The sequence below is a fragment of the Afipia sp. DC4300-2b1 genome (genome assembly GCF_049895725.1).
Lineage (GTDB): Bacteria > Pseudomonadota > Alphaproteobacteria > Rhizobiales > Xanthobacteraceae > Afipia > Afipia broomeae.
Genome location: NZ_JAFCSX010000002.1, coordinates 656668 through 670069 on the forward strand (window position 1 = coordinate 656668; position 13402 = coordinate 670069).

At 61.8% G+C, this 13402-nt stretch carries 15 protein-coding genes and 1 riboswitch; of the genes, 7 read left to right on the plus strand and 8 right to left on the minus strand.

Features of this window, described 5'->3' with window-relative positions; translation table 11 throughout:
* The gene (locus ACP7AL_RS09865) at positions 1-135 is read right to left on the minus strand and encodes a hypothetical protein (protein WP_275450896.1); all 135 of its coding nucleotides are present in this window, start codon (positions 133-135) and stop codon (positions 1-3) included.
* 153 nt (positions 136-288) lie between these two features.
* On the opposite strand from ACP7AL_RS09865, the gene ACP7AL_RS09870 reads away from it, so the two are divergent.
* Positions 289-1275: a transglycosylase gene (locus ACP7AL_RS09870; RefSeq protein ID WP_024919070.1), complete on the plus strand. Its 987-nt coding sequence runs from the start codon at positions 289-291 to the stop codon at positions 1273-1275.
* Between the two features lie 101 nt (positions 1276-1376).
* Positions 1377-2102, plus strand: coding sequence for a sulfite exporter TauE/SafE family protein (locus ACP7AL_RS09875; protein WP_425991019.1), 726 nt, complete (start codon positions 1377-1379; stop codon positions 2100-2102).
* Between the two features lie 40 nt (positions 2103-2142).
* Here ACP7AL_RS09875 and ACP7AL_RS09880 read toward each other — a convergent pair whose 3' ends face one another.
* On the minus strand, positions 2143-2568 hold the full coding sequence (locus ACP7AL_RS09880; protein ID WP_425991021.1) for a VOC family protein: 426 nt from the start codon (positions 2566-2568) through the stop codon (positions 2143-2145).
* Between the two features lie 66 nt (positions 2569-2634).
* Here ACP7AL_RS09880 and ACP7AL_RS09885 point away from each other — a divergent pair, with 66 nt between their 5' ends.
* Together ACP7AL_RS09885 and ACP7AL_RS09890 are read left to right on the plus strand one after the other, a co-directional pair.
* Complete coding sequence (locus tag ACP7AL_RS09885) at positions 2635-3228, plus strand: TetR/AcrR family transcriptional regulator (RefSeq protein ID WP_425991023.1); 594 nt, start codon at positions 2635-2637, stop codon at positions 3226-3228.
* Positions 3229-3371: 143 nt separating this feature from the next.
* On the plus strand, positions 3372-4922 hold the full coding sequence (locus tag ACP7AL_RS09890) for a DUF2336 domain-containing protein (protein ID WP_425991025.1): 1551 nt from the start codon (positions 3372-3374) through the stop codon (positions 4920-4922).
* 255 nt (positions 4923-5177) lie between these two features.
* On the opposite strand, the gene ACP7AL_RS09895 is transcribed toward ACP7AL_RS09890, so the two are convergent.
* The 4 genes from ACP7AL_RS09895 to ACP7AL_RS09910 form a co-directional block, all read right to left on the minus strand.
* Positions 5178-5756, minus strand: a complete 579-nt coding sequence (locus ACP7AL_RS09895) for an Hpt domain-containing protein (protein WP_006021219.1) — start codon at positions 5754-5756, stop codon at positions 5178-5180.
* A gap of 8 nt (positions 5757-5764) precedes the next feature.
* Complete coding sequence (locus ACP7AL_RS09900) at positions 5765-6310, minus strand: response regulator (RefSeq protein ID WP_006021218.1); 546 nt, start codon at positions 6308-6310, stop codon at positions 5765-5767.
* A 101-nt stretch (positions 6311-6411) separates the two neighbouring features.
* Positions 6412-7191, minus strand: a complete 780-nt coding sequence (locus ACP7AL_RS09905; RefSeq protein ID WP_024919076.1) for an NAD kinase — start codon at positions 7189-7191, stop codon at positions 6412-6414.
* A gap of 200 nt (positions 7192-7391) precedes the next feature.
* Complete coding sequence (locus ACP7AL_RS09910) at positions 7392-7937, minus strand: tetratricopeptide repeat protein (RefSeq protein WP_425991028.1); 546 nt, start codon at positions 7935-7937, stop codon at positions 7392-7394.
* A gap of 276 nt (positions 7938-8213) precedes the next feature.
* On the opposite strand from ACP7AL_RS09910, the gene ACP7AL_RS09915 reads away from it, so the two are divergent.
* Positions 8214-8465 (plus strand): His-rich protein BRANT, encoded by a 252-nt coding sequence (locus tag ACP7AL_RS09915; RefSeq protein WP_425991030.1) that lies wholly within the window; start codon positions 8214-8216, stop codon positions 8463-8465.
* A 122-nt stretch (positions 8466-8587) separates the two neighbouring features.
* Here ACP7AL_RS09915 and ACP7AL_RS09920 read toward each other — a convergent pair whose 3' ends face one another.
* Positions 8588-10567, minus strand: a complete 1980-nt coding sequence (locus ACP7AL_RS09920) for a TonB-dependent receptor plug domain-containing protein (RefSeq protein ID WP_425991032.1) — start codon at positions 10565-10567, stop codon at positions 8588-8590.
* Between the two features lie 189 nt (positions 10568-10756).
* Positions 10757-10990: riboswitch (cobalamin riboswitch) on the minus strand.
* An 80-nt stretch (positions 10991-11070) separates the two neighbouring features.
* Between ACP7AL_RS09920 and ACP7AL_RS09925 the strand changes: the two genes are divergently transcribed.
* Together ACP7AL_RS09925 and ACP7AL_RS09930 are read left to right on the plus strand one after the other, a co-directional pair.
* Positions 11071-11502 (plus strand): hypothetical protein, encoded by a 432-nt coding sequence (locus tag ACP7AL_RS09925; RefSeq protein WP_244434385.1) that lies wholly within the window; start codon positions 11071-11073, stop codon positions 11500-11502.
* 19 nt (positions 11503-11521) lie between these two features.
* Positions 11522-11998 (plus strand): TspO/MBR family protein, encoded by a 477-nt coding sequence (locus ACP7AL_RS09930; RefSeq protein ID WP_425991035.1) that lies wholly within the window; start codon positions 11522-11524, stop codon positions 11996-11998.
* Between the two features lie 8 nt (positions 11999-12006).
* On the opposite strand, the gene ACP7AL_RS09935 is transcribed toward ACP7AL_RS09930, so the two are convergent.
* On the minus strand, positions 12007-13218 hold the full coding sequence (locus tag ACP7AL_RS09935) for a serine hydrolase domain-containing protein (protein WP_425991037.1): 1212 nt from the start codon (positions 13216-13218) through the stop codon (positions 12007-12009).
* Between the last annotated feature and the right edge of the window lie 184 nt (positions 13219-13402).

Sequence of the window (13402 nt, forward strand, 5' to 3'; positions counted from 1 at the left end):
TTAGTCTTTCCTGAGCCGGCGCTTGGCCCGTTGATCCTCGATGCTCCAGAACAGAGCGGTCGATGCCACCAGCAGGCTAGCGATCAGCCCCAGGAAAGCCCATGTCGCGTCGGCTATGCTGAGTGCGTTGATCATGCTCAGGACAATGCAAGGGATGGACCTTCGGTCATGACCAAGCCGCATGGCTGCTGCATGCCGGGCGAAGGACGGCGCGCGCTTCGCAAATTAACGTCCCGTTAACCATAAATGCGGCAGGTTGTGGCTGGTTCCTGGGGAGCGGGCACCATCATGGCTGTCGATACTTCAAGCATAACGACCGGGCTTGATTCCGCGCGCGCGAAAATTGCGGGCACGATCAAGAATGCCGCCAGCGCGACCGGCGCCAGCTTCGAGTATCTGATCTCGGCGGCGAAGATCGAATCCAACCTCAACCCCAGCGCGCAGGCTTCGACCTCGTCGGCGCGGGGGCTTTATCAGTTCATCGAGCAGACGTGGCTCGGCACGGTGAAAGAGGCGGGGTCTGCCTTCGGCTTCGGCAAATATGCCGACGCAATCTCCAAATCCCCCTCGGGCCGCTATTCGGTCAGCGATTCATCCACTCGCGACGAGATTCTCAAGCTGCGCGACGATCCTGCCGCCAACGCCGCCATGGCGGGTGTGCTGACCCAGTCCAACAGCTTCAAGCTCACTGGCATGATCGGCCGCCGACCGACCGACGGCGAGCTTTACATGGCGCATTTCATGGGGGTGAGCGGCGCATCGCGGCTGATTTCAAGCGCCGAGGACAATCCGCGTGCTTCCGGCCCGGCGATGTTTCCGAGCGCCGCCGCGGCCAACCGCTCGATCTTCTACAACCGCGACGGCAGCGCTCGCAGCGTCTCGCAGGTCTATTCTGTGCTGACGTCGCGCTACGATGCGGCGGCGAATTCCCAGACGGCGCGCACGGCGATGGCCGCGGCCGGCGTCACGCCGGGGCAGTCGCGGATGGCGGCGGCGCCCGTCGATAACGCGGCGTATCTTTCGAGTTTCCCGCAGGCTCGGCCCCCCGCCGATGCGCCCACCCAGGTCGCGGCGCTGCAAACGCCCGCTCAGCCGGTTTTCCGTTCGCTGTATCAGACCGGCGATCGCCCCGAGCCGGTGTCCAATACGGTGCGCGAACTGTGGGGCAACAACACGTCGATCACGAACCCGCTGCCGGCGGGCGCGGCCACCCGGACGGAGGCTCCGCAGGGGCTTGGGCTGTTCAGCGATTCGACCGGCGTTTTCAGCGGCTAGGCCTCACGCTTCATCCTTTGCCTCAAAGGGCGAGCGCGGATCGCGGTAGGCGACTCGCGCGGCCTTGAAATACCCTCGCAGCCTCACGCGAGTTGGCACCCTTGATGTATGTCTTCATCCTTATCGTCGGCCTGATTGCCGGTATTCTCGGCGGCATTGTCGGGACCGGCACGTCGATCATGCTGCTGCCGGTGCTGGCCTATTCGTTCGGGCCGAAGCAGGCGGTGCCGATCATGGCCATCGCGGCGATCATGGCGAACATGGCGCGCATCCTCGCATGGTGGCGCGACATCGACTGGCGCGCGGTCGTGGTTTACTCCGTCCCCGGCATACCGGCAGCCGCCCTTGGCGCGGGAACGCTGCTCGCGCTGCCCTCAGGTTTCGTCGACATCGCCATCGGCGCGTTTTTCATTCTGATGATTCCGTTCCGCCGCTGGATGCATGCGCGCCAGTTCACGCTGCCGCTGTGGTCGCTCGGGATCATCGGAGCGGCGATGGGCTATCTCACCGGCATCGTCGCCTCGACCGGGCCGATGACCGTCCCAATCTTCGTCTCCTACGGACTGATCAGAGGGCCGTTGCTGGGAACCGAAGCGGCCGTCTCGCTCGCCGTCTACATCAGCAAGGCGATCACGTTTCAGCGGCTCGATGCTCTGCCGCCCGACATCATTTTCAAGGGACTGATTGCCGGATCATCGCTCTTCGTGGGCGCGTTCATCGCCAAGCGTGTGGTCATGCACATTAACGCGGCGAACTTCCACTACTTGATGGAAGCCCTGATGCTGGTTGCGGGCCTGTCCATGTTCTGGAGTGCGTTTCAGGGTTGAGAGTCTGATTCAACTCTGAAACGCAGGCCGTTGATGTGACTCACGTTGGCAGTGAATCCTTTGCAAAAAGTTCTGCGAACTCCGCGCTCGGTGGAATCGGCTTGATCACATCGATCAGGACCCCGTTCGGGTCGGACGTGATGAAGTGACGCTGCCCGAACGCCTCGTCGCGGAGAGGGGTCAGGATCGGCAGGCCCGCCGCCTTTACCCGGCCATACATCTCGTCGGGATCTTCGACCTCGAAGTTCAGCAGCAGGCCGGACACCCGGCCGCGGCCGGCCTCCGGGATCGTCTCGTGGGTGCCGTCGAGGACCGCGAGGTTGACGCTCGGGTCGGCTTTTGAGCGCAGGTGGACGTACCAGTCGCTGCCGAAGGCCTCCTCGAAGCCGAAGTGGGCCTTATAGAAATCGGCCGTGGCGGCCACGTCACCGGTCATGATGACAGGATAGTAGCTGGTGATTTTCATGCTGGTCCCTTGCGAAATTACATACATTCTGTATGTTTTTTGATAAATAACGTACAGGCTGTATGTATGCAAGTTACTAAACCGGACGAATTGCCGCGGTCCAATCGTGACCGTACCGCAAGGACCCAGGGTGCCCTGATGCAGGCGGCGAGGGCTCTGTTCGTCGATAAGGGATATGCAGAGACCTCGACGCCGGAAATCGTCGCAGCCGCAGGCATTACGCGCGGCGCGCTCTACCATCACTTCGAAGACAAGCGGGCGCTGTTCCGGGCGATTGTCACCGGGGAGGCGCTCGCGGTGGCGGCGGCCATCGAGCAAAGGGCGCTCGCGGGTTTGTCTCCGATCGATGCGCTGGTCGAAGGAAGTTCGGCCTATCTCGATGCGATGCGCGTGCCGGGCCGGACGCGGCTGCTCCTGATCGAGGGGCCGTCGGTTCTTGGACAGGCCGAGATGAAAAAGCTGGATGAAGAGAATGCAACGCGCACGCTGCGCAGCGGGCTCGAAGCAGCGATGGATACGCGAGGCCTGCCGCTTGCGGCGCTGGCCGATCTGTTGTCGGCGGCGTTCGATCGCGCTGCGCTGGCGATCGACGCCGGCGAAGATGCGGAGGATTATCGGAACGCGATTGTCATGCTGATCCGGCGCGTGGTGGGGCGCTGAGTCCTGTCGCGTCCGCGAGGTTAACGAAACCTCAACAAACACAGCCGTTTATGGTGAACGTTTTCTTAAGTGTCATGGTTTACGGTTCGTAACAGTGGCGTCGCGTCGCGGTGCCTTGGCATGTTGCGTAAGCCGGAACACCCATGATCGTTCGGCAGTTTATTAGTTGGGTTCGCACGGCTCCCGCAGGGGAGCGCGCAGAGGCGACGCGGTGTCTGGCCCGCGCCTGGCTCATTTCCGATTTGTCGGAAGACGATCGAGCCGCCGCGGAAGGCGCGCTGCTGATGCTTCTCGATGATGCCTCGCCGCTGGTGCGGCAGGCGATGGCGGAAGTTTTCGCGCACTCGCTGGATGCGCCGGCCGCGATCGTGGCGGCGCTTGCTGTCGATCAGGCATCGGTGGCGGTCCCGATCCTCGAACACTCTCCGTTGCTGCTCGACTCCGATCTGGTCGACATGGTCGCGACCGGAAATGCCGAGACCCAAAGCGCCATCGCGCGCCGCTTCGATCTGCCGCCGTCGGTTTGCGCGGCACTTGCCGAAGTCGGCTGCGCCTCGTCGGTGCTGGAACTGATCGAAAATCGCGCCGCCCAGTTGGCTGATTTCTCGCTGGCGCGTGTGGCGGAGCGGTTTGGCCATCTCGCCGCGATCCGTGAATCGCTGCTGACGATGGATGAATTGCCTGCCGCGATCCGGCTCATGCTGGCGCAGAAATTGTCCGACACGCTGACGCAGTTCGTCACCGCGCGCGACTGGCTGAACCCCGATCGCGCCCGGCGCGTGGCGGGCGAGGCGATGGAGCGCTCCACGGTCAATATCGCGGCGCAGACGCGCGGCGAGGAGATGACCGCGCTGATTGGTCATCTGCGATCCATCGGCCAGCTCAATGCAGGGCTGATCCTGCGCGCGCTTCTCTCAGGCAACATCGAACTGTTCGAGGAATCGCTGGTCGAACTGTCCGGCCTGCCGCGCAACCGCGTGGCTGCGATCGTCCACGATCGCGGCGGCGTCAGCCTGAACGCGCTGCTCGTCAAGGCTGGCCTGCCGGAATCGACCTATCGCGCGTTCCGCGCGGCACTCGACGCGTCGCATGAAATCGGCTTCGTCGGCACGGTCGCGGGCGCGACGCGGCTTCGCCGCCGCATGGTCGAGCGCGTGCTCACCCAGTGCGAAACCGCCGAAACGGTCTCCGAACCTCTGCTGATCCTGCTGCGGCGCTTTGCGATGGAATCGGCGCGGGAAGAAGCGCGCCTGTTCTGCGACGAACTCGCGGCCGATGATTTTATCGGCACGCTCAATGCGCATGTTGCCGAAGAGGCGGGCGGCTACGACGCCTATCAGACTGACGACGACATGGATGCGTATGCCGCCGACGATGCTTACGAGACGTCAGAGGACGACGAGATCTACGGCGCTGAAGATACTTACGATGCCACTGCGGTCGACCCGCAGTATCGCGACAGTGTCGAGACCACGCGCTATATCGATGACTCCGCGAAGGATGAATATACGGTGCAGGACGTCTATGTAGTCGCGAATTCCGATCCGCTGCATTATGACGACATGCGAACCGAAGATGACGCTCGACATATCGACGCGTCAGTCCATGCCTTTGTCGATACTGCCATGGATCGGTATGACGGGTACGATCGCGATGAGCGCGATTATGACTACGACCGGCGCATTGCGGCGTAGTATTTTGAAGATCGCCGAAATCTGGCTTGAGCCGTCATCCTGAGGTGCGAGCACTTGTGAGCCCTTGAGGGATGACGGTGAAATCCGGATTTCTCCGCCGCGCATCCTTCGAGGCTCGCCGCAAGCGCGGCTCGCACCTCAGGATGACGCGCCATCGTGCAAGATGAATCCCGGCCTTCGCCGGCGCGCCGCAAGGAGTGTTGACGCATCGCGTCGTCCCGACACCATGCGATGGAAACACTGATCGAGGGTTATTCAGCCTTCCGGAACGATGCTCGGCGACAGGATCGCTTCGAGATGTTCGGGCCGGTCGCGGTTGACGTGGATCAGATATTCGTCCGCCACGCCGCGAAGCTTCTTGCTCAGTTCATCCGCCATGCCGACGGCATTGATCTTCGACTGTTCGCGATAAATCGCCTGGATCGCGTTGACATGGTGCTGGATCAATTCGCCCGGCACCTGAGCGAGATCCGGTGCATGTTCGATAATCCGGCACAGGCTTTCCGCCGCGGCAGCGGCGGTGGGGAAGCCGAACGTCGCAGCGCCGCCCTTGATGTCGTGCGCCGCGCGGAACAGTTCCTCGCGGTTCTCGCCGTTCAGTCCTTCGCTTGCGATTGCGGCATAGGCCGCGCTCAGCCGGTCGCACTCCACCTGCATCCAGTGGTTGAACTCGCCGGACAGGCTGGCGAGCGCCTGTTCGGCCCGCGCGACCGGATCGTCGAGATCCTTCTCTTCAGAATACCGCACCATCTTGCGCAGCGGGTTGGGCTGCGAGATGACCTGATGGTCCGCGAAGGTATCGACCTTGATCTCGACTGGCGGCTTGCGGGCCATGGGTGCTCCTAGTTTCCGGAACGGGCTTTGTCGAGCAGCGAGGGTTGCTGCACGACTTCGGCTTTGCCGCCGGTGCGCCGCTCGACGCCGATATAGGCCGCGTTGGGATTGCGGCGGCGGTCCGGTCCGAAATAGTTCTTGGTCTTGATGAAGGGCCGGGGATTGGCCACGACATTGAGGATGCGCTGATACAATCCCTTGGCGGAGATCGGCTTCGCCAGGAATTCCGTGACGCCGGCGTCGCGCGCGACCATGACGCGGCGCTTCTCCGAATGTCCGGTCAGCATGATGATCGGCGCGTAAGGATTGCCCACGCCGTCGGGCTGGCGGATCATCTGCGCGAGTTCGAGCCCGTCGAAAATCGGCATCGACCAGTCGGTGATGACGATGTCCGGGACATAGTGGGAGTACATCTCGAGCGCGGTCGCGCCGTCTTCCGCTTCATAGACTTCGCGCGCGCCGAACGAATGCAGCAGCGTGCGCAGAATGCGACGCATATGCGCATTGTCGTCGCACACGAGAAACCGCAGCTTGTTGAAATCGATAATGAACATGCGCCGCCCGGGGTGGCGCACCCGGACCAGGGTACACCTCGCATTAACTATATGCGGCCGCCGTTAACGAAGGGTTATCCAAGACGGCCGGGGCGGCCGGGTCAGAACCCGAACTGCTCGCTGAGGATGCGTTCTTCCAGGCTGTGGCCGGGATCGAACAGCATGCGGATCGAGATGGTCTTGTCCGCGATGATTTCGACCCGCTGCACGTCGCGGGCCTCGTCATGATCGGCGACGGCGGCGACCGGCCGCTTGTCGGATTCGAGCACTTCGAACACGACGAACGCCGTGTTGGGCAGCAGTGCGCCGCGCCAGCGGCGGGGGCGAAACGGGCTGATCGGCGTCAGGGCGAGGAGAGCCGCGTTGATCGGCAGGATCGGGCCCTGCGCCGACAGATTGTAAGCGGTCGAACCGGCGGGCGTCGCCACCATGATCCCGTCGGAAATCAGCTCGGCCATGCGCTCGTGCTCATCGACCATGATGCGCAGGCGCGCCGCCTGATGGGTCTGCCGGAACAGCGAGACTTCATTGATGGCGTGATGGATGTGCACCTTGCCGTGAACGTCGGTGGCGCGCATCAGCAGCGGATTGATGACGGTCAGCTTCGCGGCTTCCAGCCGCTCGACCAGCGAGTGCTGGCTGAACTCGTTCATCAGGAAACCGACGGTGCCGCGATGCATACCGTAGATCGGAATGCCGGAGCGCATATGCCGGTGCAGCGTTTGCAGCATCAGGCCGTCGCCGCCCAGCGCCACGACCACGTCGGCCTTGTCCGACGGCTGGTTGCCGTAGGCCGCGGTGAACTGGGCGAGGGCCTGCTGGGCCTCATCGCTCGGGCCCGCCACGAAGGCAATCCGCTCATATTTTCTCGGCTTCGTCATATCCGGATCAGCCCCTGAGCGCGCATCCACGAAGTCGTGGCGCGCGCGGGCTTCGTCTATACGAGGTTTTCCGGTGTTGTCGAGGCGGGATCGCCCGCGCAAAACAGTCCCGCGCGGTCAAAATCCGGCTTGACCCGCGCGGGGTTAACCAAGAGGACGGCGCGTGCCCGTGGCCAGGCGCGCGCCGTTGATCGGTTCGGTCAGTACGACGTCCGGCCGGTGGTCAGCGCGGAGGCCAGCGACTGATACTCGGCGCTGTCGCGGCCTGCGAGCGCTTCGATCCTCGCGAGGTGGTGCTTCGCCTGTTCGCGGTTGCCCTGTTCGACCTGCCACAGGCCGTAATACTGCCAGGTACGGACGTGGTTCGGATCCGCCTTCAGTGCGCGCTCATACCAGACACTGGCGAGCTCGTAGTTGCCGAGCTTGCGATACGAGTATCCGATCAGATTGGCGACATCGGCGCGGTCGTCCTGACCGAGCGCCTTGAGCTGGTCAATCGCCGCCGCGTACTGGCTGCGTTCGTAGATCGTCGCATAGGCGGCGCGATAACCCTGGAGGAACGCAGGGCTGTCGATCGAGGACTTCCTGTCGTCTTTCTTCTTGTCCTTGGGCTTCGATTTGGTGTCGGAGGCCGGAGGCGAGGGCGTGTCCGAAGGGGCTGCCTGCACGAGGGTGATCGAAGGTGCCGTAACGAACGCCGAAAGAAGAAATGCCAGAGATATCTGCCTGATGGTCAAGTTGCTCATGCGTAGCCTCCGTTGATCTGCAAACACGATCCTAATCCTGTTTGTACGTCTTAAACACCCGCCGGGTTCAAACATTCCTGCGTCAGACCGTCATAATTCCGGCGATTTCCGGTTCACCCGCCGGCCGGGCGCATGTCCAAACTGTCATCCAGATGAACGGAAGCCATTGGTGCGCTTCAGACTGAGTTCAGCGCGGGGGTCCTAGATTTGTTGCGACGATCGGTTACCCGGCCATCCGACCGGCCACCCCCGATCGCATGAAACAGGAGACTTTCCATGTTGAAGACAATTTCCGCAGCTTTGGTTGCCGCCTCAATGCTCGCCGCGCCTGCCATGGCGGCGACCGTCATCAAGACCGAGCGTGGCCCGGTGACCAAGACCATCGTCGTGAAGCCGTCGGTCGCGAAGGCGCATGCGCAGGTCGTCGTGGTGAAGAAGCATCGCCATCACCGTCACTATGGCTTGAACAAGCATCATCGTGGCCACGGCCACAAGGTCGTGATCGTGAAGAAGCATCGTCACATCTGATCGAGACGGATATTTCCGTGACCGCTATTGCATAGCCCCCGCATCGAAGCGGTTCATGGAAAGAAGAACGGCCTGCAGATCATCGGTCATGCGATGACTGCAGGCCGGGCTGTTTGTAGGGATCAGCGCCCGAAGGGGGCGCTGGCGAGGCGGATGCCGCCGAACACGCCGAAGCCGGGGCGAAGGTACCCGTCCGGGTTGACGTATTGTTCGTTTAGCAGATTGTCGATCCGTGCGAACGCGGTCACGCCTTCGGCAACCTTGTAATTGGCCGCGATGTTGACGACGGTGTATCCCGGAGTCGTCACGTTGACTGCGCCAAAGCGCGGAACATCCAGAAAACTGCTGAAAGTAATTGCTGTCGCGGTCAGTGTCAGATCGTCGACAGGCGTCCAGATGGCAGAGTAGCTCATCTTGTGGCGCGGCCTGCGCGTGAGCTCGATTCCCGTGGTGGCATCCACGGCGTCCGTATAAGTGTGATCGAAGCGTACCTTGAAACGATCATTGAACGTAATCGCGGCAAACGTTTCGAAGCCGGACGTCTTGGCCGCCTGCACGTTGAAGTACCTGGTGTTTGGGAATGTACCCGCCGTGTTGATCAGATTCGTGATGTCGTTGTTGAAGTAGGTCGTGCCGAATCGGATCCTGTCGTTTGCGATGGGCTGTTCGAATCCGACATCGTAACCTCTGCTTTCTTCGGGCTTGAGGTTCGGATTGGCGAGACCGAATGACGTATCGTAAAGCTGGGTCAGCGTAGGCGCCTTGAAGCCCGTTCCGTAGCTCGCTTTCAGCTTTGTTTCGGTGCCCGGTACGATAAACGCCGGTGCAACGCGGTAAGTTGTGTGGTCGCCAAACGCATCGTTGTCGTCAACGCGGACGTTGCTCACCACGAAGAATCTTTCAGCGAATTGCGATTGCAACTCGACATAGGCGCCGCGGTTGCTGTTTTCCTTTCTCGTGACAGAGGTCGAATCGAAGCGTTCGATGTCGTAGTCAGCGCCCACAACGAGCGTTTGTCCCGGTACAAACGCCGCAACGCTGCGCCAATCGTACTTGTTCCGCTCGCCGTGATTTGTTGTAAACGGCAACGGAACGAAATTGACGAAATCAAATCCGTTCGGATCGAAGTTGCCGCGGGTCATGTCCGTGAAATTGACGCCGAAATAGTTCTTCCAGCGGCCCTCAAAGAAAGACGTCACGGCTTCGCTGCGTGTGAAAAGCTGTCGCGTCTTTGTGTTGCTTTGCTGGGCGGCGGGAGCGCCAAACGGGAAGGCCGGATCGAATGCCGCATACCCCGTATAGTCAAGCGATGCCTCGGTGTATCGCCCCGTGAAGTTCAACGTCAGGTTTTCGGAAACATCCACTCCCACCTTTGTGGAGTAGGTTCTATTGTCGTAAGCGTCGTTATTGCGCGTCTGACCGGGCGGCAATGTGGAAAGCGGAGTTACCGCAACGCTCCCAGAGTGGAATTGCGTCACGTTGAAAGCATAGCTGACCGGCCCCTGCGATCCACTTACGCCCGCCGCACTGTTGACGGTGGCAAAACTGCCGCCCTCGACACGCGCGGTAAACTTTGGAGGCCCTTCGCCCTTCTTGGTAGTGATCGAAATAACGCCGCCGATTGCGTCTGAGCCATAGAGACCGCTCTGAGGTCCGCGCAAGACTTCAATTCGTTCGATGTCACCGGTCAGAAGGTTTCCGAAATCATAAGCGCCGTTTGGCGTGCTTGGATCGCTGACGTCAATGCCGTCGATTAGAACCTTGGTGTGGTTTGAGTTGGTGCCTCGCATAAAGACAGAGGCCTGATTTCCGGGGCCGCCGCTTTGCACGATGTTGAGACCCGGAACCGCCTGGAGTGCGTCAACGATCGTGCGGCGTTGATCGCGCTCGAGTTCGGCTGCTGTAATCACGGTGATCGAACTTGCCACCTGGTTTACCGGTGTTGGTACCAGCGTTGGCGAAGTCACCTCGATCGCCGGTAGCGCGCCGCCTGCATCCTGCGCGAGGGCAGGGCTGACGAGGGCGGTGCCCGCAAGGCATGCCGCTGCGAATGAGAGTCCGAGCGTCGCCGCCGGAAAGAGAGATTTGGAAAGAGTGGTCATGATAGAGCCCCGCCGATGCATGTGATCGCGGAGGCGCGGTGAGAACGCGCAGACACGACGGCCGGCGGCAGGTTTCTGCCTCCACACGTTCCGTCCTGACTGAGGAAACAGGCCATCGGCCGAACCTCCGCAACAGTTACGTCACGTCACCGCTGCGGAACGCCGCCCCTTCGCACGCCCCGTGCGACGGAAGGATGACCGGTACAGGCAGGTCTCCTGGCTCGCGGATCGTCGCCGTTGTCCGCCTTCCCAAGCCCGGCTGAAAAGCCTTCGCTCAGTGGCATATTGGACAACGGCTCACCGCTGACAGTTGCGGGGGCAGCTTCGGAATGGCCATGCAGACGTCACTTTTACGAGCCTGCACGGCGGCACCGAATTCCCTATTCGCCAGCTTGCGCTGGCACCTGTGCCGTGGTTGCAATCAACCGGCGAGGTGTTGCCTTGTCAATGACACAATGTCCAAGAAACCCAATGCGATGCCTCAGGTTGTGGACTTCATCGGAATGCGTTGCAAATTGGTGACATATACGCGGAGCGTTGCGCTGGCGCTGGTTGCGCTCGGTCTTGCGGGCTGTACGTGGACCGGCGGCAGCGACGGCCTGTCCTACACCGCCGATCGCGGCATCGAGAACCAGCCGTATCCTGCGAACTACCGTCCCGAACTGCTTGCGCTGCTGCGAACCTACCTGAACGATCCAACGGGCATACGCGACGCCGGGATTTCAGAACCGGCGCAAAAGGAAGTCGGGGGCCGACGGCGCTATGTCGTGTGTGTGCGCTTGAATGCGCGCATTGCGGGGCGTTACGCCGGTGTGAAGGAGCGTGCCGGCGTGTACGTTGACGGGCGGCTCGATCGCATCATCGAGGATACCGAGGATCTTTGTAAGGGTGTAACTTACGCCGCGTTTCCCGAACTGGAAAGGCTGACGCGCTGAGCGTCTACGGAGGGATGTCATGACGTCGAGATCAGCCGGGCGGTTGGCCCTCTGCCTGCTGCTGTGTCTCGGCGTCGGGATTCTCGAATCATATGTGACGCGGCCCGAAATCCCGGTGTGGTATGCGGCGCTGGCAAAGCCGTGGTGGACACCGCCGCCGGTAGTTTTTCCCATCGCGTGGACCATACTCTATATTCTGATGGCTGTTAGCCTGTGGCGCCTGTGGGATCGCGCGGCGCCGTCGGCTTCGCGGGCCTCGGCGATCACCTGGTTTCTGATTCAGCTTGCGCTGAACGCGGCGTGGTCGCCGGTCTTCTTCGGATGGCACGGCACCCGCACCGCGCTCGTTATCATCATCGGACTGTTGATCGCCATCGTGATGACAATGATCGCGGCTTCACGCGCCGACAAGTTCGCGGCCTGGCTGCTCGCGCCGTATCTGGCTTGGGTCGCCTACGCGACCACGCTGAATGCCGGCGTGGTCGCGATGAACTAACCGACGTCCTACGAAAAGTGCTGGACGATGGCCGCGAAGCCGCGCCACCAGGCGCGGTAGTTGTCGACATCGAGCGGGATCGGCTCGGCGGCGACACGGACGATCACAAGTTCGCTGATGGGATCGATGTAGATCCACTGGCCGTGGATGCCGATGCAGCACAGCGTGCGCCGCTTGCGGTCGATCTGATAGAACTTGCTGCGATAGGCCGCATCGGGAAACATCTCGGCGAATTCGCCGCGCGCCCAGGCTTCCGGATCGCCATTGTCGTTGATGTCGTCGATCCACCAGCCGGGAATGACCTGCCTGCCGTGCGCGACACCGCGCTGCCGGATCATTTCGCCGAAGCGGGCGAGGTCGCGCGGCGCGGCGCAAATGCCGCCGGCGGCGCGCATCGCGCCTTCCGGATCGAGCGTGACATAGGCGTCGGTTTCCGCGCCGAGCGGCGTCCAGAGATATTCGCCAAGCAGATCGGACAGGGCGCGGCCCGCCGCGCGCTCATAGACCCAGCCGAGCAGGTCTGTGTTGGTCGAGACATAGTGGAATGCGTGGCCGTGGGTTTTGCCGTCGGGCTTCTGGGTCGCGAGGTATTCGCGCAGCGCCATGGTGCTCTGGCCGGGTTGAATGACATCCCATCCCACAGCGCGGCGATAGCGCGCGACATCGCCGTCCGGATCGACGTAATCCTCGGTAAAGGAGATGCCGACCGTCATGTCGAGCAGATGCCGCACCGAGCAGCCGCCGTACACCGACGACGAGATCTCGGGCACGTAATCGGTCACGGGCCGGTTGGGGTTGAGAAATCCCTTGTCCGCAAGAATCCCGCCGAGCGCACCGCAGATCGACTTGCTCACCGAGAACACGATATGCGGCGTCGTGGCATCCATGCCGCCCGCGTACCACTCGGCCGCGATCCTGCCGCGGCGAAGAACCAGAAACCCCTTGGTGTTCGTGGTGCGCAGCGCATCGCGCAGCGTGGTGCGGCCCTTGTTACCCTCGAAGGCGACGTCGCCGATTTCGACAAGCGAGCTTTCCAGCGGAACGGGGTTTTTCGACGCCGCGATGTTCGCGGTCGGCAGCAGGCGGCGGACGTTGTGAAAGCTCCAGTCGCTGGAAGGCTGGGTGCGCCAGTTGGCGAGGGTTACGAGGTTGTCCCGCGCCGGCGGGAATTCAGTCATCAGTTTTTTTGCGGGACTCTTTGCGGTCAATTTGGCTGTCATGTTCTTCTTTTTCTCTGGCTGAAAGAAACGCGGGACATTGTGCGTTTAAATCGGCGCATGACAACACTGCGCCGCACAACCATCTGCCAGAAACCGGGAGAATCGGACTCGGAAAGGGAAAACTGACAAGGGGGCCCAGCAAAAACAATGCGCGAGACTCTCAGCCGCCGCGGCGGTCAAATCC